Source organism: Pasteurella sp. XG20 (genome assembly GCF_018968665.1).
Classification (GTDB): domain Bacteria; phylum Pseudomonadota; class Gammaproteobacteria; order Enterobacterales; family Pasteurellaceae; genus Pasteurella; species Pasteurella multocida.
Genome location: NZ_CP076656.1, coordinates 1,657,804 through 1,680,680, shown reverse-complemented (window position 1 = coordinate 1,680,680; position 22,877 = coordinate 1,657,804). Strand labels below are relative to the sequence as shown.

General features: G+C 40.0%; 25 protein-coding genes. 2 read left to right on the top strand and 23 right to left on the bottom strand.

Annotation, left to right across the window (positions count from 1 at the left end):
- Positions 1-36: 36 nt before the first annotated feature.
- Complete coding sequence (gene secA, locus KPF51_RS07780) at positions 37-2,724, top strand: preprotein translocase subunit SecA (protein ID WP_061406406.1); 2,688 nt, start codon at positions 37-39, stop codon at positions 2,722-2,724.
- A 92-nt stretch (positions 2,725-2,816) separates the two neighbouring features.
- Positions 2,817-3,218, top strand: a complete 402-nt coding sequence (gene mutT / locus KPF51_RS07775; protein ID WP_005717611.1) for an 8-oxo-dGTP diphosphatase MutT — start codon at positions 2,817-2,819, stop codon at positions 3,216-3,218.
- Positions 3,219-3,283: 65 nt separating this feature from the next.
- On the opposite strand, the gene KPF51_RS07770 is transcribed toward mutT, so the two are convergent.
- From KPF51_RS07770 to KPF51_RS07660, 23 genes are all read right to left on the bottom strand, one after another.
- Positions 3,284-3,550, bottom strand: coding sequence for a DUF5339 domain-containing protein (locus tag KPF51_RS07770; RefSeq protein ID WP_005717609.1), 267 nt, complete (start codon positions 3,548-3,550; stop codon positions 3,284-3,286).
- Positions 3,551-3,678: 128 nt separating this feature from the next.
- Complete coding sequence (holA, locus tag KPF51_RS07765; RefSeq protein WP_025248564.1) at positions 3,679-4,758, bottom strand: DNA polymerase III subunit delta; 1,080 nt, start codon at positions 4,756-4,758, stop codon at positions 3,679-3,681.
- Positions 4,758-5,261, bottom strand: coding sequence for an LPS assembly lipoprotein LptE (lptE, locus tag KPF51_RS07760; protein WP_005723681.1), 504 nt, complete (start codon positions 5,259-5,261; stop codon positions 4,758-4,760). Before lptE ends, holA begins: the two co-directional genes overlap by 1 nt.
- Positions 5,262-5,316: 55 nt before the next feature.
- Positions 5,317-7,899, bottom strand: a complete 2,583-nt coding sequence (leuS, locus tag KPF51_RS07755; RefSeq protein ID WP_061406407.1) for a leucine--tRNA ligase — start codon at positions 7,897-7,899, stop codon at positions 5,317-5,319.
- 254 nt (positions 7,900-8,153) lie between these two features.
- Positions 8,154-8,459, bottom strand: a complete 306-nt coding sequence (locus tag KPF51_RS07750; protein WP_005723677.1) for a heavy-metal-associated domain-containing protein — start codon at positions 8,457-8,459, stop codon at positions 8,154-8,156.
- A gap of 9 nt (positions 8,460-8,468) precedes the next feature.
- Entirely contained in the window at positions 8,469-8,822 is a 354-nt protein-coding gene (locus KPF51_RS07745; protein WP_005751896.1) for a mercuric transporter MerT family protein, read from the bottom strand.
- Positions 8,794-9,900 (bottom strand): transglutaminase-like domain-containing protein, encoded by a 1,107-nt coding sequence (locus tag KPF51_RS07740; protein ID WP_061406408.1) that lies wholly within the window; start codon positions 9,898-9,900, stop codon positions 8,794-8,796. The genes KPF51_RS07745 and KPF51_RS07740 overlap by 29 nt, the downstream gene beginning before the upstream one ends.
- Positions 9,901-10,020: 120 nt before the next feature.
- On the bottom strand, positions 10,021-10,848 hold the full coding sequence (gene apaH, locus KPF51_RS07735) for a bis(5'-nucleosyl)-tetraphosphatase (symmetrical) ApaH (protein WP_061406409.1): 828 nt from the start codon (positions 10,846-10,848) through the stop codon (positions 10,021-10,023).
- A 21-nt stretch (positions 10,849-10,869) separates the two neighbouring features.
- Positions 10,870-11,736, bottom strand: coding sequence for a 16S rRNA (adenine(1518)-N(6)/adenine(1519)-N(6))-dimethyltransferase RsmA (gene rsmA / locus KPF51_RS07730; RefSeq protein WP_005717594.1), 867 nt, complete (start codon positions 11,734-11,736; stop codon positions 10,870-10,872).
- A gap of 102 nt (positions 11,737-11,838) precedes the next feature.
- The gene (locus tag KPF51_RS07725; protein ID WP_005717593.1) at positions 11,839-12,771 is read right to left on the bottom strand and encodes a peptidylprolyl isomerase; all 933 of its coding nucleotides are present in this window, start codon (positions 12,769-12,771) and stop codon (positions 11,839-11,841) included.
- 70 nt (positions 12,772-12,841) lie between these two features.
- Complete coding sequence (gene pyrR, locus KPF51_RS07720) at positions 12,842-13,387, bottom strand: bifunctional pyr operon transcriptional regulator/uracil phosphoribosyltransferase PyrR (protein ID WP_005717592.1); 546 nt, start codon at positions 13,385-13,387, stop codon at positions 12,842-12,844.
- Positions 13,388-13,535: 148 nt separating this feature from the next.
- Positions 13,536-14,153 (bottom strand): bifunctional phosphoribosyl-AMP cyclohydrolase/phosphoribosyl-ATP diphosphatase HisIE, encoded by a 618-nt coding sequence (hisIE, locus tag KPF51_RS07715; protein WP_061406410.1) that lies wholly within the window; start codon positions 14,151-14,153, stop codon positions 13,536-13,538.
- Positions 14,113-14,757 (bottom strand): DUF2726 domain-containing protein, encoded by a 645-nt coding sequence (locus tag KPF51_RS07710; RefSeq protein WP_231102467.1) that lies wholly within the window; start codon positions 14,755-14,757, stop codon positions 14,113-14,115. Before KPF51_RS07710 ends, hisIE begins: the two co-directional genes overlap by 41 nt.
- A gap of 3 nt (positions 14,758-14,760) precedes the next feature.
- Complete coding sequence (locus KPF51_RS07705) at positions 14,761-15,414, bottom strand: hypothetical protein (protein ID WP_061406411.1); 654 nt, start codon at positions 15,412-15,414, stop codon at positions 14,761-14,763.
- 3 nt (positions 15,415-15,417) lie between these two features.
- Positions 15,418-16,191, bottom strand: a complete 774-nt coding sequence (gene hisF, locus KPF51_RS07700; protein WP_061406412.1) for an imidazole glycerol phosphate synthase subunit HisF — start codon at positions 16,189-16,191, stop codon at positions 15,418-15,420.
- On the bottom strand, positions 16,173-16,922 hold the full coding sequence (gene hisA / locus KPF51_RS07695; protein WP_005723659.1) for a 1-(5-phosphoribosyl)-5-[(5-phosphoribosylamino)methylideneamino]imidazole-4-carboxamide isomerase: 750 nt from the start codon (positions 16,920-16,922) through the stop codon (positions 16,173-16,175). The genes hisF and hisA overlap by 19 nt, the downstream gene beginning before the upstream one ends.
- 45 nt (positions 16,923-16,967) lie before the next feature.
- Positions 16,968-17,564, bottom strand: coding sequence for an imidazole glycerol phosphate synthase subunit HisH (gene hisH, locus KPF51_RS07690; RefSeq protein ID WP_061406441.1), 597 nt, complete (start codon positions 17,562-17,564; stop codon positions 16,968-16,970).
- A gap of 23 nt (positions 17,565-17,587) precedes the next feature.
- Positions 17,588-18,553 (bottom strand): HNH endonuclease, encoded by a 966-nt coding sequence (locus KPF51_RS07685; protein ID WP_061406413.1) that lies wholly within the window; start codon positions 18,551-18,553, stop codon positions 17,588-17,590.
- Positions 18,554-18,690: 137 nt separating this feature from the next.
- The gene (gene hisB / locus KPF51_RS07680; RefSeq protein WP_061406414.1) at positions 18,691-19,782 is read right to left on the bottom strand and encodes a bifunctional histidinol-phosphatase/imidazoleglycerol-phosphate dehydratase HisB; all 1,092 of its coding nucleotides are present in this window, start codon (positions 19,780-19,782) and stop codon (positions 18,691-18,693) included.
- Positions 19,783-19,831: 49 nt separating this feature from the next.
- Positions 19,832-20,887 (bottom strand): histidinol-phosphate transaminase, encoded by a 1,056-nt coding sequence (gene hisC / locus KPF51_RS07675; RefSeq protein WP_061406415.1) that lies wholly within the window; start codon positions 20,885-20,887, stop codon positions 19,832-19,834.
- Between the two features lie 13 nt (positions 20,888-20,900).
- Positions 20,901-21,899: a virulence protein RhuM/Fic/DOC family protein gene (gene rhuM / locus KPF51_RS07670; protein WP_005725622.1), complete on the bottom strand. Its 999-nt coding sequence runs from the start codon at positions 21,897-21,899 to the stop codon at positions 20,901-20,903.
- The gene (locus KPF51_RS07665) at positions 21,899-22,450 is read right to left on the bottom strand and encodes a histidine phosphatase family protein (RefSeq protein WP_061406416.1); all 552 of its coding nucleotides are present in this window, start codon (positions 22,448-22,450) and stop codon (positions 21,899-21,901) included. Before KPF51_RS07665 ends, rhuM begins: the two co-directional genes overlap by 1 nt.
- 7 nt (positions 22,451-22,457) lie before the next feature.
- A complete protein-coding gene (locus KPF51_RS07660; RefSeq protein ID WP_005725768.1) occupies positions 22,458-22,865 on the bottom strand; it encodes a GFA family protein in 408 nt (135 codons plus the stop codon).
- Positions 22,866-22,877 lie beyond the last annotated feature (12 nt).

Sequence of the window (22,877 nt, the reverse complement as noted above, 5' to 3'; positions counted from 1 at the left end):
AGATCCGTTATTCATTTTATAAGAAAGAAAAAAATTATGTTTAGAAGTATTCTCACCAAAATTTTTGGCAGCCGTAATGATCGGATTTTACGTCGATTGAATAAAATTGTTATTAAGATTAATCAGTTAGAGCCTGAGTTTGAAGCCTTAAGCGATGATGATTTAAAAGCGAAGACTGATGCCTTTAAAGCACGTTTAGCACAGGGCGAAACATTAGAGCAACTTTTACCTGAAGCATTTGCCACAGTGCGTGAAGCAAGCAAACGTGTATTAGGCATGCGTCATTTTGATGTGCAATTGTTGGGGGGAATGGTACTGACTAACCGTTGTATTGCGGAGATGCGTACAGGGGAAGGGAAAACATTAACCGCGACCTTACCTTGCTATTTAAATGCGCTAACGGGGAAAGGTGTGCATGTTGTGACGGTGAATGACTATTTAGCTCGTCGAGATGCGGAAACGAATCGCCCACTTTTTGAATTTTTAGGTATGACGGTGGGCGTGAATGTTCCTGGTTTATCACCAGAGCAAAAACGTGAAGCTTATGCGGCAGATGTAACATATGCAACCAATAGTGAATTAGGCTTTGATTATTTACGTGATAATTTAGCCCATACTGCACAAGAACGTTTTCAACGTTATTTACATTATGCGTTAGTGGATGAGGTGGATTCTATTTTAATTGATGAAGCCAGAACGCCGTTGATTATTTCAGGGCAAGCTGAAGACAGCTCAGAATTGTATATGACGGTTGATAAATTGATTCCGAATTTAATCAAACAAGATAAAGAAGACTCAGAAGAATATCAAGGTGAAGGAGACTTCACTTTAGACTTAAAAACCAAGCAAGCGCATTTAACTGAGCGAGGTCAAGAGAAAGTCGAACAATGGCTGACTGAACAAGGGTTAATGAGTGCGGAGGAATCTTTGTATTCGCCGTCAAAAATTTCATTGTTACATCATGTGTACGCGGCATTACGTGCCCATACTTTATTTGAGCGTGATGTGGATTACATCGTGAAAGACGGTGAAATCGTGATTGTTGACGAGCACACTGGTCGTACTATGGCGGGTCGTCGTTGGTCAGACGGCTTACACCAAGCGATTGAAGCCAAAGAAGGTGTGCGCATTCAAAGCGAGAACCAGACCGTTGCCTCAATCACCTACCAAAACTATTTCCGCTTGTATGAAAAACTAGCAGGGATGACCGGTACTGCGGACACTGAAGCCTTTGAGTTCCAACAAATTTATGGGTTAGAAACTATTGTCGTGCCAACCAATCGTCCGATGATTCGTGATGATCGTACTGACGTCATGTTCGAGAATGAAGAGTATAAATTTAATGCGATTATTGAGGACATCAAAGATTGTGTGGCACGTAATCAACCGGTGTTAGTCGGGACAATCTCCATTGAAAAATCAGAATTACTCTCTCATGCATTGAAAAAAGCCGGCATTAAACACAATGTGCTAAATGCGAAATTCCACGCACAGGAAGCCGAAATCGTGGCAAACGCTGGGTATCCAGGTACGGTGACGATTGCCACCAATATGGCAGGTCGTGGTACAGATATTGTACTAGGTGGTAACTGGAAAGCCGAAATTGCGAAGTTGGACAATCCGACAGAATCACAAATTGAGGCAATTCATACTGCTTGGAAAGCGCGTCATGAGATCGTGAAAGCCGCGGGGGGATTGCATATTATTGGAACGGAACGTCATGAGTCACGTCGTATTGATAATCAGTTGCGCGGTCGTTCTGGTCGTCAAGGTGACCCAGGATCTTCACGTTTCTATTTATCGTTAGATGATGCGCTGATGCGTATTTATCTAAATGAAGGTAAGTTAAACTTAATGCGCAAAGCCTTTAGCACCGCAGGCGAAGCGATGGAGTCAAAAATGTTGACCAAAGTGATTGCCTCCGCACAAGCTAAAGTGGAAGCGCATAACTTTGATGGTCGTAAAAACTTACTTGAGTTTGATGATGTTGCTAATGACCAACGTCATGCTATTTATGCACAACGTAATACGTTGTTAGATAATGAGGATATTTCTGACACGATTGATGTGATTCGCGCGGATGTCTTTAATCAAGTGATTGATCAATATATTCCACCACAATCTTTAGAAGAAATGTGGGATGTACCTGCACTAGAGCAACGTTTGAAACATGACTTTGCCTTAGATTTACCGCTTGAAAAATGGTTAGAAGAAGATAATCATTTTGATGAAGATGCATTACGTCAGCGTGTATTAGATGCAGCGATTGAGGAATACAAGCAAAAAGAAAGCATTGTGGGTGAACAAACCATGCGTAGCTTTGAAAAAGGCGTGATGTTACAAACTCTTGATGAATTGTGGAAAGAACATTTATCAGCAATGGATCATTTACGTCGTGGTATTCATTTGCGTGGTTATGCACAAAAAGATCCAAAACAGGAATACAAAAAAGAATGTTTCCAAATGTTTACGGATATGCTTGATGCCTTGAAGTTGAGTGTTGTGACGACGTTAAGTCGTGTACAAGTACGTACACAAGAAGAAGTTGAACAAGCGGAGCGTCAGCGTCAAGAGATGGCAAAACGCGAAACGGCCAGTATACAATATAATGCAGATGAAGACAGTGGCGAAGAGAGCACACGTCGTGTGGGACGAAATGAGCCATGTCCTTGTGGGTCTGGCAAGAAATATAAACATTGCCATGGCAGTAAAGCTAAATATTAATCTTGTGTATAAGACGATTTAAGTAGATATAAAAGTGCGGTATGTTTTTAAAAAATTTTTAAAACTGACCGCACTTTTTTTAAGGATACATCATGACAAAACCTTTAGTTCACGTTGCAGCAGGCATTATTCGTAATGAGTTTGGTCAGATCTATGTCACGCAGCGTTTAGAAGGGCAAGATTTTGCCCAAGCATTGGAGTTTCCCGGTGGAAAAGTGGACGATGGTGAAAGTCCGGAACAAGCGTTAAGACGTGAGTTAGAAGAGGAAATTGGCATACATATTTTAAATGCGACACTTTATGAGCGTTTTCAGTTTGAATATCCAACTAAAATGATTTCTTTTTATTTCTATCTCGTTGATGAATGGGTTGGTGAACCTTTTGGGCGTGAAGGACAAGCTGGATTTTGGGTCGCACAAAACGAACTGGATGCTGGGCAATTTCCACCTGCGAATGTAAAATTAATCCAACGGTTACTGGCCGAGAATCGTTAGTAATAGGTTGCCTTATATCAACAAAACCCCTGTTAATACAGGGGTTTTGTGTTTGCGTTGAGTAATTATTTTTTACCCATCATACTTTGCATTTGTTTCAATTGCTCAGCAGCCTGATTACAGGTTTGTTCTTGCATGTCTTTCGGTAAAGCTAAGAACTGTTGTTTGGCGCTGTCATACTGTTGTTTGATCATAGTCGCTTGTTCTGCAGGGACATTTTTAAGAAAAGTCTCGTAATCAGCGAAATATTTTTCACAAGCTGGTGCAAGTTCTGCTGCGGAAACTGTCATAGAAAACGCAGAGAAGGTCATGATTGCAACTAATTTTTTCATAGTAAGTCCTTAATAACGTGTTTTATGTATAAAAAATCGCCTAAAGGCAAGGCATTATAACGGATAATTAAGCAATGTAAAAAACAAAATATGCCAATGCGAGAGTAAGAATAGGCAGATTTAGCTTATCAACGAGAGAAAGTTGGTAGAGATAGTAGGTGATTGGGATCATCTGGTAAACAAATGAAAGCAGAAAGTTCGGCTAAACGATCCCAAATATCTTGGCTAAATGTGTGTTTCGCTAAACGTTCGATCTCTGCTAGCGCTTGAATAATCAAATAAAGCTGTTTGTAATTCAAGCGTTTAAAGGCTTGAGTAAAGAAAGGGCGTCGATTTTGCCACACTTTTAATTGATCAAATTGTTCACGCAGTTGATGAGCTGGGAGGGGCGTGGCAAGGGTGACAGGATGTGATGGCTTCGCCAATCCTAATAAGGTGAGCAAATCTCGTTGTAACGTCCGCAATAAAATAATGGGCTCCATTTCCTCTGCTTTTAATCCTTCTAAAATACGTTGGGCGCGTTTACTTTTGCCTTCTAACAGCGCATCGACCCATTGAAATGGTGTGAACACTGAGGTCTGAGCGATAGTGGATTGTACTCGTGCATAACTGATTTTGTTGTCAGGATAGAGTAAAGCAAGGAGCTGCAAACTTTGTTTTAAGGCTAATAAGTTATTTTCATGGCTATAACAAAGAAGTTGGATTGCTTGCTCTTCAATCTGTAGTCCCATACTTTTCGCACGCAACGCGATCCAACGAGGCAATTGCTCAATAGTTGGGGTTTGGCAATGCACGAGTACGGCTTCCGGTTCATACTGATTAGCTTGGATAAACCATGTTTGTTTTTCAGTCGCTTTGTTCAGTTTAGGCAATTGTAGTATTAACAGGATGTCATCGTTGAGGAGTGAGATCAGTTCTTGTAAACGAGTTTGTAAACTTGCACTGAGGTTTTCCGGTAAATTAAGAAACAAAATCTGTTTATTGAAAAACAAGCCAATGGATTGGCAGCGTTCAAAGAGATCAGACCAATTAGTATTCTGATCAATTGTGATGACATTTTTTTCGTCAAAACCTTGCTTGAATGCATATTGATTTATGCGATCTTGATTTTCACTTAACAGTAACGGATCTTGCCCTACGAAATAATAGAGCTTGGCTAGTTTGTTTTGTAGAGCAGATCCTAATTGTTCTGTGAAAATCCGTTGCATTATTTTGTCTGAACTTGATGTTGAAGAGCAACCATTTTATTAATTAACTGACGTGCAGCTTGCTCGCGCATATCATGCCAAATCACTTCTTTTTCGGCAGATTTTGCTAAGGCTGCGCGTGAGTTATCGAAGAACGTGCGATTCACTTTAGTTGAAATCGGGAACGCAGCTTGATTAGGCAATTTTACCATTGCCTCTACTTCTAAAATCAGCATTTTTTCTGCTTCACGACCTTGTTTGAAAATCGACGCAACTTGATCATGCATAGTGATTTTATTTAAACGTAATACGGGAATATTTGCTTGTCCCTCGACCAAATGAATATTATTGAGCTGTAACTCTTTTCTTAAGGTCAACGTCATTTCACTGTAAGGATCGCTACTTTCAAGCGTAAGGGTTTGCAACGCAGGCGGAATGAGTCCACCATTTTGAAATTGAAAGCCACATGCTGTCAGGAAAGTAAAAACTGCTGTGAGCAAAATTGTTTTGAGTTGTTTCAACATATTGTGATCCTTAATTTCCCTCTAGGAAGAGGGAAATATCAAAGAAAATTAGGAATTATTTTGCCACAAAGCTAAATAATTTTCCCGGTACATAGATGGTTTTCACAATGTTTAAACCTTCTAAGTGTTTGGCTACATTACCATCTGCTAATGCGACTTGCTTGATATCGTCTTCTGACATTTCTGCAGGGACGGTCACTTTGGCACGCACTTTACCATTCACTTGTACCACAACCAATTTTTCATCGTCAACCATCGCGGCTGCATCGGCTTCTACCCAAGGGGCAAAGTCGATCGCTTCTGTATTACCTAAGTCTTTCCATAATTGGAAACAAATATGTGGTGTGATTGGGTAAAGCATACGTACGACGGCACTTAATGCTTCTGCCATAATCGCGCGATCTTGTACTTCCACTAATGGCGCTTTAGTTAATTTATTCATTAATTCCATAATCGCGGCAATGGCAGTATTGAAGGTTTGACGACGACCGATATCATCACTCACTTTAGCAATCGTTTTGTGTACATCACGACGTAAAGCTTTTTGTGCGCTTGAAAGTGCGGTCGGTTCTACGGCAGTTTCTGCGGGATGTTTGTTATATTCAAACACGAGATTCCATAAACGTCCTAAGAAACGTTTTGCCCCTTCGACGCCTGATTCTTGCCATTCAAGGGTCATTTCTGCTGGTGACGCGAACATCATGAATAAACGCACGGTATCCGCACCGTATTTTTCCACCATTTCTTGTGGGTCAATCCCGTTATTTTTGGATTTAGACATTTTGGTCATACCAGAATGCACTAGTTCTCGTCCTTCTTTATCAAAGGCTTTCAGGATGCGCCCTTTCTCATCACGCTCAAGAGTGACTTCTGTTGGGGAAACCCAAATACGCTCATTGGTTGGTGAAGTGTAGTAGAATGCATCGGCTAATACCATGCCTTGGCACAATAATTTATCTGCGGGCTCATCGCTCGTGACAAAACCTGCATCACGCAATAATTTGTGGAAGAAACGGAAGTACAACAAGTGCATGGTGGCGTGTTCAATCCCGCCGATATATTGATCCACGGGTAACCAATAGTTTGCTTCGTCCGCATCTAACATGGCTTCCGCAAATTTTGGTGAGGTATAACGGGCGTAATACCATGAGGATTCCATGAAAGTATCAAAGGTATCCGTTTCTTTCAGTGCTGGCTGACCGTTGTAAGTAGTTTTTGCCCATTCTGGATCGGCTTTAATTGGACTTTTCACGCCGTCCATCACCACATCTTCTGGTAATTCGATTGGCAGATCTTGCAATGGCGCAGGCACCACCTCACCATTTTCTAAGGTAAGCATTGGAATTGGCGCTCCCCAGTAACGTTGACGAGAAACACCCCAGTCACGTAAGCGGTAATTCACTTGACGTTTTCCTTTGCCAAGCGCTTCTAATTTGTCTGCGATCGCATTAAATGCGGCATCAAAGTCTAGACCATTAAATTCACCTGAATTAAACAAAATACCATGCTCACAATAAGGTAATTCATGTTCAGGTAAAGGCTCACCATTAATCGGCTTAATGACATTAAGCAGTGGTAAACCATATTTACGAGCGAACTCAGCATCACGTTCATCGTGTCCAGGCACAGCCATTACTGCCCCTGTACCGTAGTGCATTAACACAAAGTTAGCCACCCAGACCGGCACTTTTTCCCCTGTTAATGGATGAATGGCATACACACCAGTCGCCATGCCTTTTTTCTCCATTGTGGCAAGCTCAGCTTCAGCCACTTTGGTATTTTTGCATTCTTGAATAAATTGAGCTAATTCAGGATTATTTTCTGCCGCTTTTTCTGCTAAAGGATGTGCAGCTGCCACGGCCACATAAGAGACGCCAAAGAAGGTATCTGGACGTGTCGTATAAACGGTTAAATTGTCTTCTGAATTGGCTAACTGGAAGGTGATTTCCACCCCTTCAGAACGCCCGATCCAGTTACGTTGCATGGTTTTTACTTGATCTGGCCATAATGGAAGGTGATCTAACCCGCCTAATAATTGTTCGGCATAATCTGTGATTTTGATAAACCATTGTGGAATTTCTTTTTGTTCTACTGGGGTATCACAACGCCAGCAGCAACCTTCATGCACTTGTTCGTTGGCTAAGACAGTTTCATCATTCGGACACCAGTTTACTGTTGAGGTTTTTTTGTACACTAATCCTTTTTTATATAACTTAGTGAAGAACCATTGTTCCCATTTGTAGTAGTCGGGTTTACAAGTGGTCACTTCACGATCCCAGTCAAAACCAAAGCCCAAAATTTTGAGCTGATTTTTCATATAATCAATATTCTCGTAGGTCCATTTTGCGGGTGCCGTTTTGTTTTTGATCGCTGCGCCTTCTGCGGGCAAACCAAAAGCGTCCCAGCCCATCGGTTGTAACACATTTTTGCCGTTCATACGTTGATAACGTGACACCACATCACCAATGGTGTAGTTACGCACATGTCCCATGTGCAGACGACCAGAGGGGTAAGGGAACATTGAGAGGCAGTAATATTTTGGTTTATTAGTATCTTTAATTGCTTTAAATGTTTTATTTTCAGCCCAGTATTGTTGAACTTCCGCTTCAATCAAATCGGGACGGTATTGTTCTTGCATAATGTTACCTTTGATTTTAACCGCACTTTGCGGGACGAATTTACTTAAGAAAATGTGATATAGGATAGCCTAAAATCGCAAAAATTGACAGTGAAAAGCATGATAAAGTTAGGGAAAAGTCGCTTATTTTATTGGAAATAAAGAGAGTATACTGGTTAACATCACACCAGTTTGGAGGGAAGTAAACATAACTGTGTGCGTTTTGTTTTCTCATAAAAATCCACCTAAAGTGCGGTGGATTTTTATGTCATTTTTTAAGGATGTTGGTTGAGAATTTCAGGGGTGTATTTCAGCTTATGAATGGCGTCAATAAAGTGCTGATTATCCACAGACTGTTTTGCCACAATATTGACTACGCGATCTTTAAAATTGGCTTTAGTGGACATCACGCCTTCAATCTCTCGTAATTCTTTATTGACTAAATACACACAAAGCTGGCAAGTCATCTCTTTAATCTGAATGGAAACCTGTTTCTCGTCTGGATTCAGGCTCGGTGTTGCGGCATAACTCAAATTAAACAGTGAGAATAGAAATAAAAATAGACCGAGAATGTTTTTCATCACAGTTCCTTATGCTAAAAAGTAAGGCAACAACGTGGGATAAAATAAGAAAAACAGCATGAGTACAAACATAACGCTGTATAACCCAATCAAGCCTTTACGTGAGAAGTATTTAGTGCAGAGCATTTTCTTGGAAAAGGTGAGCAACCAGAAACCATAGCCAAACGAGATCAAGGCGATGATTAACATCGGTAAGCGTAAATATTCCAGCTCATTGAGGCTCACTAACCAAGAAGATGACACACCAAACACCAGATACATCAATGGTGCAATGCAGCAGAGTGTCGAGGTCACGGCAGCAATCACTGCCGTGACGCCACTGGCAATCAAGCTTTTACTGGCGTTGTTGTGCTTTGAATTCATAGCCGAATGCTTTTGGATCAAAAGAGTTTAATGGATCACCGCCCACTTCTGCATACGGATAACCAAAGTTATTCAGAGGCGCGATTTCTGGCATTGGATACAGATCAAAATCACGTGCGTGATTATAACCAATCCAATTCATTTCCCAGTTACCAAATAAGTAATTTGATACCGCTTGCGTATCGGGAGCATTAACGGCTTTGTTTTCGGCTAAACGCATCTTGGTCACATCAGCAGAATCCACAGGTACCCAACCAAAGCCGGCTAAATAAAATTCTGCACGGCAATGTTGTCCGCCACTGACATTCGCCAGTTTGTTTTCATCAGCACTACCAAAAGCCCCTTTAGAATATTTGCCCATTTTCACCGCTTGTCCTAAGCGTACACCAAAAATCTCACGGGCAGGAATACCTGATGCACGTGCCAAGGCGACAAAGACGGAGTTAATGTCGGTACATTTTCCTTTTAACACGCCGGTTGTTAAGATTTTTTCCACATCCCCGTCACCACAACCTAGAACAGAATTGTCCCGTTCCATATTGTTGACGATCCATTGGTGGATACGTTCTGCTTTTTTCAGTGGATTACTTTCTTGACCTACGATTTTATCGGCATAGTCTTTTACGATACCGTCTGTTTTGATATGGGCAGTAGGTTTTAAGTATTCCAATACATCAACGGAATAGTGAATTTTTTCAGGTGGTTGATAGCCTTGTAATACCCCTTGTTGCATCGGTTCACGATCTTGGGTTTCCAGCACTAATTTGATGGTTAAAGCACGTTTGTTGGCATTTTCATCCCAATTGGCAAACAAGGTTTTTGCACCATAACGGTTATTTTCCGTGATATAGGCGGTGTTGTAGTTGCCTTCAAATTGGATGGATTTGACGGTTTGGTAATCCGCATTAAAAGGTAAAGGTACCCATAAATTGGTTTCACCGTGCGAGCCTTTCGGCACAACCAAATCAAAGGATTTAGTCAGTTCGTAAGTATGGGTTTCAGTCAAGGTATTTGGGATTGTTGTTGCGAAGGCAACGGTAGAGTAGCCCGCAATGAGTGCGGTAAGTTGTTTTTTCATGGAATTGTCCTGTGTAGATAGATAAACATAACATGTTATATGCATCTTGCTTATTCAGTTTTAACAATGAATAAACGTGGCACAGGTTACCTGAAAACGAATAGGAAATAAACAGATTAATTAAAAATCGCGATAATTTTTTACCGCACATTGGCTAAAGTATTGTTTGTCTTCCCAACGTAGCATAGTCATGTGATTACCCCAGACACAACCTGTATCCAACGCATAGATATTATTCGGTGTTGTCGTATTGACTAGACTTGCCCAATGTCCAAACACAATAGGGATTGTTTGATAAAGTGGGTTGGCTAAATTAAACCAAGGCGTGAGCTCTTCTGGGGCGGATTCTGGTGGCAACTTACAGTCGAAATCTAAGCGGTGATCCCAATAGCAAAAACGCATACGGGTAAAGACATTAATGCTGTACCGTAAACGATCTAAACCTTGTAAATCATCATGCCAACGATCAGGGCGATTTTCATACATATTTTCAATTAAATTGTGGTAATCACCATGACGTAGCACGTTTTCCACTTCATGCGCACATTGTTTCGCCGTGGCAAGATCCCAATCCGGCGAAATGCCGGCATGGGTCATTAAAAAGTTCTGTTGCTCATTGTGTACAAGTAAAGGTTGATGACGTAGCCAATCAATTAATTCTTCAAAATCGGGAGCATGAAAAATGGCATCCACTCGATCTCTCACTTTCACTTTTTTAATACCCAGTGCAGTGGAAATCAAGTGTAAATCATGGTTGCCTAACACCGTTTTGGCAGATTTACCCAGAGATTTGACAAAGCGCAAGCATTCGAGAGATTTATCCCCGCGTGCCACTAAATCCCCAACTAAATAAAGTTGATCTTGCGTTGAATCGAACTGCACTTTTTCCAGTAAACGTTGCAATTCATCGTAACAACCTTGTAAATCGCCTACTAAATATGTTGCCATTTTTACACCGCACTTATGCCATTAATCGTCTAGATGTTCAATCATTTCGTCTTTGTTAACATCGGCTGGTGGATTGTCTGTTAACCAGTTAGCTAAGCGTGCATAATCGGCGATCGATAAGTTTTCCGCGCGTGCGGTGAGATCGATACCCAATTCCGTTAATTGATCCGCACTAAATAAAGTTGATAACGCATTGCGTAAAGTTTTACGGCGTTGATTAAAAGCTTGGCTACATACTCGGTTTAACCAATATAAGTCTTTTACGGGATGCGGTAATACTTTGTGTGGTACTAAGCGTACAACAGCAGAATCCACTTTCGGCGCGGGTTTAAATGCCGTCGGCGGTACTTCAAGTACCGGCATCACTTGGCAGAAATATTGCGCCATAATGGTTAAGCGCCCATAAGCTTTGCTGTTTGGACCAGCACATAAACGTTTTACCACTTCTTTTTGCAACATAAAGTGCATGTCCTGAATGCAATCGTGATATTTAAATAAGTGGAACATTAATGGGGTCGAAATGTTGTACGGTAAGTTACCAAACACCCGCATTTTTTGCTTTTTTTCTGCTAAATTCGCATCACGATAAAGCTGACCAAAATCAAACTGCATCGCATCCGTTTCAATCACGGTGATTTTATGGTGCAAGAACGGGTGATGGCGTAAACGCTCAGCTAAATCACGGTCTAATTCCACTACGGTTAAATGATCGACCAATTCGCCCACTGGCTCAGTTAATGCCCCTAAACCGGGACCGATCTCCACTAAAAATTGATCTTTTTGGGGATAAATCGCGGAAACAATGCCATGAATGACATTATTATCATGTAAAAAGTTTTGCCCGAAACGTTTACGGGCGGTATGACCTAAATGTTTTTTTGAATTCATATTTTCTCGATTAATGGTTCGCACGATGCGATATCAAAAGTGCGGTCTATTATAAAGCAAAATCCCAGCATTTGGGCTGGGATTTTAAGTTTTATTGATTTGCTATTTTAGATAACGAATTTCTGCGTTTTTACGTAATGCCTTGACCCAATCTTTTTCCACATCTTTAACTTGTTGATTTACTAACTGTTCATAGGCTTTTTGGCGATAGACATCAATCGTTTTATCCCCTTCACGAGTGTTGGTCACTTCTAAAATATGCCAACCAAATTCGGTTTTAAATGGGGCAGAAATCACACCTTTTTTCGTCGTCAGAATCGCTTTTTGGAATGCGCCCACATAGGCCTCAGGGAAGGCAAAGCCTAGGCTACCGCCATTGGCACCAGAAAGGTAATCTTTCGAATAGTGTAACGCCGCATCGGCAAAGCTCATTTTACCCGCAATAATATCGGCACGAATTTGGGTTAATTGTGCTTTTGCTTGTGCATCATTTAATAACGGGTTTAATTTTAACAGAATATGTCTTACTTCATATTGTGGGGCAGAAATTTTCTTTTCTGTTCCTGCTTGTTTTGCTTGATTTAGCAGTTGTTTACTCAAGGCTTCAACTTGCTCTCGAGTCACATCAATACTTTGTCCAATCGCTTGGTTACGGATTTCTCCCATTAAGATTTGATTAGCAATTTGTTGACGATAAGCATTGTAGCTAATGCCTTGATAATCTAAGGCATCCAATAATTGTCCATAAGTCAAGCCATTTTGTGCAGCAATGCCTTCAATGATTTGATCGACTTGTGCATAATTGACTTTAATGCCTGAATTTTGAATGGCTTGTTGCACTAAAATATCATCAATCACTTTATCCAAAGCAACTTGATATTGACCTTTTTTCCCCATATTTTTTTTGACTTGGCTTTCTAACACCGGCACACCATTAACGGTGGCAACAACGCGTTCTGCGGCCTGCGCAGTAGAAACATAGATAAAAAGCCCTAGTATTGCCCAGAAAATAGATTTTACATTAATCATTTTCATCATCTATTCCATTATGTTGGTTAAAAATTACATTTGTTAGAGTATCAATTTTACAAAAGGTTCACAAACTTTATTTTGTCGGCGAAAGTAGTGCAACTTCATAACAATTGTCGAACTTCAGGGTGCGCACTTGCACTTCTTCACTGCGACTGGTTGGAACGTTTTTACCGACATAATCCGCGCGAATTGGCAGTTCACGGTGCCCTCTGTCCACAAAAATAACAAGCTCAATTTTTGCGGCACGACCGAAATCCACTAATGCATCGAGTGCTGCACGAATGGTTCTGCCGGTATAAAGTACGTCATCGACTAAAATCACTTCTTTATTGTGGATACTAATAAAACTGGAGGCACCGCTATAGGTAGGCGATTTGGAGTCAGGTTCAGCATATTCTAAATCATCACGGTAAAAGGTGATATCCAGATCAATTGAGGGTAACTCAACGTTTGCGAGGTCAGCAATTTTTTTCTTAATTAACTCCGCAATTTCCGCACCACGTCGTTTAATGCCTACAATGACAATATTGTCTAAACGTTGGTGTTTTTCGATAATCTCGTGTGAAATACGGGAAATGGTGCGGAGAAATTGGTTTTCATCAATAATGATTTTTTCCATAATATTGACCTACATATAGTGAAGAAATGTTGGCGTTAAAATAGCATAAAAGCCAATAATCTCCTAGAGTGAAATCAGGTGCGGGAAACAACCTCATAAAAAATAAACCGCACTTTCGGTAGGCGAAGAAAAAGTGCGGTGCTTTTTGTTATTTTGTGTGACGTTCTTTTAATTTATGAATCACATCTGACCAGCTTAAATCGGCATCTTGCAACAAGACCGTTAAATGATAAACGAGATCCGCAGCCTCACAAATGGTTTCTGCTTTGTCTTTCACAGTTGCGGCAAGAGCGGTTTCCACCCCTTCTTCACCGACTTTTTGTGCAATGCGTTTAGTACCTTTAGCATACAGTTGTGCGGTATAAGAACTTGCAGGATCGGCACCTTTACGACTGGCAATTAAACGTTCTAATTTGCTCAAAAAAATCCAATCCGGCGGTGTTGTTTTTTCAAACTGATAAAAACAGCTTTCCGCCCCAGTATGACAGGTTTCACCAATCGGATTGACTAGAATCAGTAGGGTATCATTATCACAATCTAAACTCATATCCACTACGTTTAAAAAATGTCCAGAAGTTTCACCTTTTGTCCATAAACGGTTTTTGGTACGTGAAAAAAAGGTCACCCGTTTTTCCGCCAGCGTTTTTTCTAATGCCTCTTGATTCATATAACCAAGCATTAACACTTCACAAGTCGCCACGTTTTGGATAATGACGGGCAATAAATTATCGACTTTTTGCCAGTTGATTTGAGTTGGGTTTAACATAAATTTCCTCATTTTTTATAAAACGATGTGCGTATGCATTTACTATTTTTAAAACGCGTTGAAAATCAAGCTCATCGTAGTCGGGGGTAAATTCAATATAATCAATATTCGCCTTACGACAGGATTCCTTTTTTATTGCATCACGTTCAACTGCGTTATTTTGGTAATGTCCGTTGCCTTGGTATTCAATCGCGACAATTGGTTGACAATCTTTATCAATGATTAAGAAATCTACTCTTTTGTTGTTGATCAGGTGAAAAGCATGGTAATCATCTGATTGGATAAATTCACCCATGGCGACTTGACTAAATAATTGAAAATATTTCCCGTTTTGTTGTGTATCCAATAGTGTTTTTAACTGAGTAAAAAGGGCGTATTCACTTTTATTCATTAAACTGGACTTTTTAAATTCAGCTTTTGACAATATTTCCAGCTTACTTGGTTGTCTAAGATCGGAATAAGCATATTTCTTTTTGTTTTTCCGCTTTTTGGTCAATATGATCATTATGACTTTAAAGGTAAAAACGAAGATGGCTAATCCAATCAGAGGGTAAAGTGCACTAAGTTGGCTGAAAATGCCTTGCCACATGATTTTTTGTTCCATATTTTATTTTTCACCTACCCAAATATCACTTATTTTCAAAAAATGTAGAGATTGGTTGTCTGTATGAATTATCCGGTGTTTTGATGCTAAAAATTGTTCATACCATTTCTTGTTTGAAAGATAGTCTTTTTTATTAGAGTAATCTTTTTCATTACCTATATAATCTTCATCGATTAATTCTTCATACGAATAATGAGCCCAGTTAAATGATTTTAGTGTTTTTTTTATTTCTCCTGGAAATTTATCTATAGGAAAGGAAGTATTATTCCCTTTAAAAAATAGATTTTGATACCAATCAATTTTATCGTTAATTGCACAGACTACTTGGCTGTTTTTTAGACTTGTCGTATCTATCCATATTTTCAGATAATATTTAATTTGTAATTTTTCTAGTTCAATCTTCCACTCATCATAGATTTCAATTAAGGATTGAATGAATATTTCTCTGATTTTTCCTGCTGGAATACAATATTGGATATTTTTTAAAGCTAATCTAGACCAAGGGTCAACCCAGAATTTTACATACAGACAATCTTGATTAAAAAGTGTTTCTTGATCAAAGTAAATGTTCTCATTCTTCCACTTTTTTATTGCATTTAACCTTCTATTAATTCCTCTAATTTTCTTAAATCTTATTTTTTTATTCTTCATTTCCATTATTTATACTCGAATATTAATCATTTCCTTTCTCAAATAATCCTTCAACTCGCCAATATCAATAATCCGTTTATGGAACACGCTGGCAGCGAGCGCACCATCCACATTGGCTTCAATAAAGGCATCACGGAAATGCGCCATTTCACCTGCACCACCTGAGGCAATCAGGGGAATATGACAGAGGTTACGCACGAGTTTTAATTGGGCGATGTCATAACCTTGACGAACACCGTCTTGGTTCATCATATTTAACACAATTTCGCCCGCGCCACGTTGTTGTACTTCCTTGACCCAGTCGAGTAATTGCCAATGGGTTTGGCGTGTGCGACTTTCATCGCCAGTATATTGATTAACCCAATATTTGCCGGTTTCTTTTTCAAACCAGCTATCGATCCCCACCACAATGGCTTGCACACCAAAACGATCCGCTAAGCGATTAATTAAATCGGGATCGGCAAGTGCGGGTGAATTTATGGAAATTTTATCTGCGCCAAAGGCGAATAGTTTTTCGGCATCTTCCACGCTTTTAATCCCACCGGCGACACAGAATGGAATATCAATCACTTGTGCCACACGTTCCACCCAGCTTTTATCAATAGTTCTGCCGTCAGAGGAGGCGGTAATATCATAGAACACTAATTCATCTGCGCCTTCTTCCGCATAGCGTTGCGCCAGCGGCACGATATCGCCAATAATCTCGTGATTGCGAAATTGTACACCTTTGACCACCTGCCCATCACGTACGTCTAAGCAAGGAATTATGCGTTTTGCCAACATGCGATCGCCTCCTGCACGTTAAACTTGCCTTCCAATAAAGCACGTCCCACAATCACACCAGCGACCCCCGTGCCTTTTAAGGCGTCAATATCCGCAAGGGAACCGATCCCGCCTGATGATTGGAATTGAATCGTCGGGAATTGGGCACAGATTTCTTGATATAGCGCTACATTAGATCCTTGCAAAGTACCATCTTTGGAAATATCGGTGCATAACACGTGTTGCAAACCGACTTCACGGAAATCGGCAATTAAGGCTTCTAAAGACACGCCGCTGTTTTCTTGCCAACCGCTCACTGCGATCTGTTTTTCGCCTTGTGCGTTAATGTTGACATCTAACGCTAAGACAAATTTTTCTGCCCCGTATTTTTTAAACCATTGTTTGACCATTTCGGGTTGCTTGACTGCAGTTGATCCAATCACTACACGATTTGCGCCCACCGCCAGTAAATCTGCCACATCTTGCTCGGTGCGAATACCACCACCCACTTGAATCGGGCAATTCACTGCGTTGATGATTTCACCAATGAGCTGCGTTTGGCGTTTATTGGGCTCTTTCGCACCAGTTAGATCCACCAAATGTAAGTACTTTGCCCCTTGTGTCACATAATCTTGGAATTGGGCTATCGGGTTATCGGAATAAAGGGTTTTCTGTCCATAATCACCTTGATAAAGGCGCACCACTTGACCATCAATCAGATCAAGAGCGGGGATAATTTGTGATGTTTTCATTGTGTTGTCCTGTGTTTGCAAAATTTTTAAAAAATCGACCGCACTTTATTTAATGTATTCCACAAAATTACGCAAAAATAACGCGCCTGCCTTGCCAGAACGCTCAGGGTGGAATTGTGCACCATAAAAATTGTTATGTTGGATTACTGCAGAAAATGGCACGCCATAGTCGCAGGTGGCGACAGTGTGTGGATTGGGCAACACGCCGTAGCTGTGCACAAAATAGAAATAGCTGTCTTGAGCAATCTCTGCAAAGAGCGGGTGATCGGCGGCATAATGCACCTTATTCCAGCCCATATGCGGTAACGGCAACTGACAATCTGGCAATTTTTTGGTTTTGCCTGACATCAATTTTAATAAGTCCAAATTGCCTTCTTCGGAATAGTCGGTCATTAATTGCATCCCTAAACAAATCCCCAAAACAGGTTGAGAGAGGTTTTGGATAACCTCAATTAAGCCTAAATCCGCCAGATTTTGCATCGCAGCTTTTGCCGTGCCTACACCAGGCAAAATCAATTTATCTGCTGATTTAATTTTTTCGATATTATCGGTAATTTCTGCATGATAACCTAAACGGTCAAAGGCAAATTTAACCGAAGAAAGGTTGGCGCAGCGGGTGTTGATGATAGTAAGTTTAGTCATTTTTTGCATAATTCTAAACACTCTTAAAACTTTATTGATTCATCTTGTGGTAGTTCATGTAACGCTTTTTTTTGATTTACTATATAAATATATGGTACATGGATAATATTCCCAAACAAATCATCCTCCGAAAGTTGTACTAAACATATAAATTTTTCATATAAAGAAATAAAGCATCCACTTCCACCATTTGGTATTTTTAATGGCTGAACTATAAAAATACTACCAAATTTATCTTTTAGGCATTTGACTAAACGCATGTATTCTATTTGTTCATTAGCTATGTGTAGTGCTACATATTTCTTTGCTGTTTCAAGATCTGTATTTTCTAATGTTTTGGCTATATTTTTGATATCTGGGTGATCTAAAAATTCTGGGCAGGCTGTTACAAAAAATTCATACGCAATTTTTAGTGCTTCTAAGAAGAATGGATTAAAGTCAATCAATTCACTTCTTCTTAATGGAGAATGCTCTTGTATTTGGCGAGTAAAATCAGAATTAATTAGTTGTTCTAAGTTAAATTCTAGCCCATTTTTTTTATACTCATTTTCTAGAAATGATTTGTGCTTTTGAAGTAAATTTATTAGTTCTTCTTGAGAAAAGGAGCCATATTTTTCAAATGAAATTGATACTAAAGTAGTATTTTTATCTAATTGTTCTATATTTAATATGGGTCTATCATCCAATAATATTGGATTAGAATCGAAATTATTAACTTGATATTTCTTGCCTGATTTACTCTGATAATTTCCTTTTAAAGGGAAATCAACAATCCCTTTTTTTCCTTTAATTTGGTTTTCTTCAATATGTAAACGACTAATTAAATTTTTTACAAATGGAGCATCAATTTTAGTTCCCATTTTACTATTACAATCTTTACAAACTGTCTCAATAATATAATTACCTCCAATAGATTCGGGAATAATATGTTCCTTAGTTGCAGGCCTTGTTGTTGTAAATTCTTTTCTACAAATAATACAAATTTTCATTTTGTGTATTCCTTTCTAAAATAAAAATTGGTAGATTTTCAAAGTTTTATAAGGTTAGAGCACACTTTTTACTTAGTGATAAGATAAATCGCATTGTGGTATAATATTGTACATGACGGTTTACCATTTCTATCAAATCACAAAACCCCCTTCGAACTCGGTAATTCCGTCCCTTCCACCTTAATACACTGCCTTAACGTGCGTCCGAACACTTTAAATAGGCTTTCGATTTTGTGGTGGTCGTTGTCGCCTTTGGTTTTTAAGTGCAAGGTTGCCATTAGGGTGTAGGCGAGGGATTGGAAGAAATGCTCGGTCATTTCGGTGCTGAAATCGCCCACTTTGTCACGTTTGAATTTGGCGTTGAATTTAAAATACGGGCGACCCGATAAGTCCATCGTACACTCCGCTTTGCATTCGTCCATCGGCAGCACAAAGCCGAAGCGGGCGATGCCACGTTTGTCGCCGAGAGCTTGTTTGAGTGCGGTGCCGAGGGCGAGGGCAGTGTCTTCCACGGTGTGATGTTCGTCAATCCAAAGATCGCCTTTGCATTGCACGTTCATGCGGAAACCACCGTGGGTAGCGATTTGGTCGAGCATATGGTCGAAAAAGCCGACACCAGTTTTAATCTCGTTTACGCCAGTTTCATCTAACCAAACTTGCACTTTAATATCGGTTTCTTTGGTTGTGCGTACCACTTCGGCATAGCGTGGTTTATGATCAATAAGTGCGGTCTGTTTTGGCAACAATTTTTCCACAATCAGATCCCAATTGAGCTTCTCACGATCATATTGCAAGGCGCGAATACCGAGATTTTCTGCCAGTTGCACATCGGTAGCACGATCGCCAATCACAAAGCTGGTGGTAGGGTCGAACAATTTTTTATCAATGTATTTTTTCAATAATTTAATTTTCGGCTTACGGCAATCGCACTCGTCTTCAGGTTTGTGTGGGCAAATTAGCACCTCATCAAATTCAATCCCTTGCGATTTAAACAACGCCATCATCGCATTGTGCGGTTTATCAAAATTTTCCTGTGGGAAAGATGCCGTACCTAGCCCGTCTTGGTTGCTGACCATCACAAAACGGTAAAAGGGTTTGAGTTTTAATAATGCTGGAATGACATTCGGCTCAAATTGTAATTTTTCTAAACTGTCGATTTGAAAATCGGTTTTTGGTTCATCAATTAAGGTACCGTCACGGTCGATAAAAAGAATAGATTGTTGTGTCATAGAGTTATCCTGTTTTTTCATTTTAATCTGTTGGTTTTTTGTTAGTATCTTAGGCAATTTTGCGGATCGCTTCAATGACACGACGATTTTCCTCTGCCGTGCCAATGGTAATACGAATACAGTTTTCTAACATCAATGCGCTGTGTTGATTACGCAAGATGATGCCTTGATCCCAAAGGGTTTTGAAGATTTTTTGTCCGTCTTTGAATTTCACTAAAAGATAGTTGCCGTCGCTTTGAAAGACGTTTTCTACACAAGGCAAGCTGCGTAAATCTGCCTCAAGTGCGGTGCGATTTTGCAGAATTTCTTGTACCCGTTGTTGCATTGCTTGTAAACCCGCAGGTTGTAAGGCTTGCGCAGCAAGATCCGCCACAGGCACTGGCAAAGGATAAGGCGCAATCACTTTTTGTAGCACCTCGATTAAGTCTTTATTCGCCAAGGTAAAACCACAACGTAGCCCCGCTAAGGCAAAGGCTTTGGAGAGTGTGCGGATAATGGCTAAGTGCGGGTAGTTTTTTAGTTCTGTAACCATCGTTGCTTGTGGACAAAACTCAATGTAGGCTTCATCCACCACGACAATGGCTTTGTCTCTGGTCATTTTTAATAACGCGAGCAAGTCCGTGCGATTGACTAACGTCCCTGTTGGGTTATTCGGGCTACACACAAACACCACTTTGACACCAGAAATCTGACGTTCAATTTCAGGTAAATTCAGTTGGAAATCTGCGGTTAACGGCACCGTTTTGAGGGCAATCCCACAAGTTTCGGCACTGACCGAATACATCCCATAGGTTGGTGGGCAATAAAGTACGCTGTCTTCCGCTTCACAAAAGGCACGGATAATCAGCTCAATACTTTCATCGCCACCACGGCTGACCAAGACATTTTCAGGCGTTACCCCCGCATAATTGGCATAGCCTTCAATCACGGCTTGTGGTTGTGGCTCGGGATAACGGTTAAAGGTGTGATTGGTTAAATTAAAATCAGGCGAAGTCGGGTATTCGTTCGCATTTAACCAAATATCGCCTTTACCGCCTAAACGACGTGCAGATTGATACGGCGTTAAGGTCTGAATATTTTTGCGTGAAAGTGGTGAAATTGACATGTTGTGTTCCTGCTTAATTGTGTGTTTTTAATAAAATAAAGTGTTCGATAAGTTTAATCATCAGCGCTTTTTGCTCTGGCAGACTTTCTGCCACTAACAGAGCTAAGGCGACTAATGTATTATCATTAATTAGTTGCTCGACAGGTTTTGCTAACAAGCCTTGATTGAGGCGTAAGTACCATAAAAATAAAAAAGACCCAGTCCGTTTGTTACCATCTGCAAATGGATGGTTTTTAATCACAAAATACAGTAAGTGCGCGGCGCGACTGGCAATATTTGGATAAAACCATTCCTCACCAAATCCCTGCTCAATAGTCGCAATCGCAGAAGCTAAACCATCAGAACGCTGTTGCCCAAACAATGCGGTGGCTTCCCCTTTTTCAATCAAGGTTTGTTTTAATTGCTCAATGGCTTGTAACACCTCATCAAAAACTAAGGCTTTCATGGCGGGCTGTTTGACTCGATTTTCAACCAAACTTTGTTCATCATAAGCCTGTAATAAACTCCAAGTGCGAGCATAGTCTTGCACTACGCTAATGACTGCCTGCCCGTTGTCATTGACTAAGGCTTGGTTCGTTAGTGTGCGGCTTAATAAGGCGACCGCTTGGCTAAATTCAATCCCTTTTTCTTGTAAACGACGTTCATTTATCGCATAACCCTGCACTAAAAATTGTTTTAAGGTTTGCGTTGCCCATTGGCGGAATTGGGTTGCTCGTTTAGAACTAATACGATAGCCCACAGAAATAATGGCATCTAAGTTGTACAGTTTTCTTTGCCGTTTAACTTGACGATTTCCCTCTTTTTGAACTTGTAAGAAATTCTTACAAGTTGAAATTTCATCCAATTCACCTTCAGCATAAATATGCTGTAAGTGCATAGTGATATTTTGCGGCTTAACTTCAAATAAGTCCGCCATCTGTGCTTGAGTTAACCACACCGTTTCTTGCTCAAAAGAAACCTGTAAGGCAATTTTGCCATCTTCGCTAGTGTAGAGCTGGATTTGATTGTTCATCATGTTTTCCTTTCCAGTATAGTGATACTAAAACATCCTTGTTTTTTAGCTATTGTAATGTTGAACCCATTTTTTATTAAATATGATTGTATTTCATTTAATACAAAACCATGAGCGACGATAGTACAATCTTTGTTTACATTTTCGTGAATAAAATTTGCTACTCTTTGCTTTTCTTGTCGTAAATTTTTTTGACTTTTATTGATACCTATCAGCCATAAAACTCGAGAAACAAATAACCAATTTTTAAATGATAAATTTAAAATAGGGATTGGAAAAATATCTAAATTAAACTCAACAAGTTTGTCTGTAGTGATAATCTTTTTCTTAGGAAACAGGTAGTCAGCTGTTTTTATTGCTCGAATTAATGATGAACTATAAATAGTGTCTGTATCCAGATTATCTTGGTTTACACCTAGCAAATTGATTTCAGCAAAATTCAACTTTTCAGTGTTGTTATATTCCACTAAACGTTGTTTAGCCTCCAGATAAGAACAAGGGATATCGCTGACTACAGGCGTTACATGTCGAATCAAGATAATTTTATTCATAATGGCATCAAGGCTGTGTTTCAAACACCATCACATTATCAGGGATTTGATACCACGTCTGTTTTTCCTTCGTCCAAACATGGATCGTGGGTGTGATGATCTCTGTATTGTCCAATGTGGAAGGTTTGAGCATTAATTTATCAGGGTAACTTGGGCTGTAATGGTAAATATGGTTTGCACAAGTGGGGCAGAACATTACAATGGTTTGGTTACCGCTGTCTGCCTGACGACGAAAGGCTTTTAGTTCACCCATTAACTCCAACGCATCTTTATCAATCATTGCCGTCAGACTAAATGCGCTAGTGGATAATTTTGGGCATTGTTTACAATGACAAGCTGCAATCGCAATAGGCGCTTTGTGTAGAGTGTAGTGCACTTTCCCATATTGACATTGTCCATTAATTGGATAATTCATGTTATTTTCCTT

Coding starts and splice junctions, on each gene's coding strand:
- secA (WP_061406406.1), top strand. CDS start 37: ATGTTTAGAAGTATTCTCACCAAAATTTTTGGCAGCCGTAATGATCGG.
- KPF51_RS07660 (WP_005725768.1), bottom strand. CDS start 22,865: ATGAATTATCCAATTAATGGACAATGTCAATATGGGAAAGTGCACTAC.
- hisF (WP_061406412.1), bottom strand. CDS start 16,191: ATGTTGGCAAAACGCATAATTCCTTGCTTAGACGTACGTGATGGGCAG.
- hisC (WP_061406415.1), bottom strand. CDS start 20,887: ATGTCAATTTCACCACTTTCACGCAAAAATATTCAGACCTTAACGCCG.
- rhuM (WP_005725622.1), bottom strand. CDS start 21,899: ATGAACAATCAAATCCAGCTCTACACTAGCGAAGATGGCAAAATTGCC.
- holA (WP_025248564.1), bottom strand. CDS start 4,758: ATGCAACGGATTTTCACAGAACAATTAGGATCTGCTCTACAAAACAAA.
- KPF51_RS07740 (WP_061406408.1), bottom strand. CDS start 9,900: ATGAAAAAACAACTTACCGCACTCATTGCGGGCTACTCTACCGTTGCC.
- hisB (WP_061406414.1), bottom strand. CDS start 19,782: ATGACACAACAATCTATTCTTTTTATCGACCGTGACGGTACCTTAATT.
- leuS (WP_061406407.1), bottom strand. CDS start 7,899: ATGCAAGAACAATACCGTCCCGATTTGATTGAAGCGGAAGTTCAACAA.
- KPF51_RS07770 (WP_005717609.1), bottom strand. CDS start 3,550: ATGAAAAAATTAGTTGCAATCATGACCTTCTCTGCGTTTTCTATGACA.
- KPF51_RS07745 (WP_005751896.1), bottom strand. CDS start 8,822: ATGAATTCAAAGCACAACAACGCCAGTAAAAGCTTGATTGCCAGTGGC.
- KPF51_RS07705 (WP_061406411.1), bottom strand. CDS start 15,414: ATGGAAATGAAGAATAAAAAAATAAGATTTAAGAAAATTAGAGGAATT.
- KPF51_RS07710 (WP_231102467.1), bottom strand. CDS start 14,757: ATGGAACAAAAAATCATGTGGCAAGGCATTTTCAGCCAACTTAGTGCA.
- KPF51_RS07725 (WP_005717593.1), bottom strand. CDS start 12,771: ATGAAAATGATTAATGTAAAATCTATTTTCTGGGCAATACTAGGGCTT.
- KPF51_RS07665 (WP_061406416.1), bottom strand. CDS start 22,450: ATGAATAAAATTATCTTGATTCGACATGTAACGCCTGTAGTCAGCGAT.
- hisIE (WP_061406410.1), bottom strand. CDS start 14,153: ATGTTAAACCCAACTCAAATCAACTGGCAAAAAGTCGATAATTTATTG.
- hisA (WP_005723659.1), bottom strand. CDS start 16,922: ATGAAAACATCACAAATTATCCCCGCTCTTGATCTGATTGATGGTCAA.
- hisH (WP_061406441.1), bottom strand. CDS start 17,564: ATGACTAAACTTACTATCATCAACACCCGCTGCGCCAACCTTTCTTCG.
- KPF51_RS07685 (WP_061406413.1), bottom strand. CDS start 18,553: ATGAAAATTTGTATTATTTGTAGAAAAGAATTTACAACAACAAGGCCT.
- KPF51_RS07750 (WP_005723677.1), bottom strand. CDS start 8,459: ATGAAAAACATTCTCGGTCTATTTTTATTTCTATTCTCACTGTTTAAT.
- pyrR (WP_005717592.1), bottom strand. CDS start 13,387: ATGGAAAAAATCATTATTGATGAAAACCAATTTCTCCGCACCATTTCC.
- mutT (WP_005717611.1), top strand. CDS start 2,817: ATGACAAAACCTTTAGTTCACGTTGCAGCAGGCATTATTCGTAATGAG.
- lptE (WP_005723681.1), bottom strand. CDS start 5,261: ATGTTGAAACAACTCAAAACAATTTTGCTCACAGCAGTTTTTACTTTC.
- apaH (WP_061406409.1), bottom strand. CDS start 10,848: ATGGCAACATATTTAGTAGGCGATTTACAAGGTTGTTACGATGAATTG.
- rsmA (WP_005717594.1), bottom strand. CDS start 11,736: ATGAATTCAAAAAAACATTTAGGTCATACCGCCCGTAAACGTTTCGGG.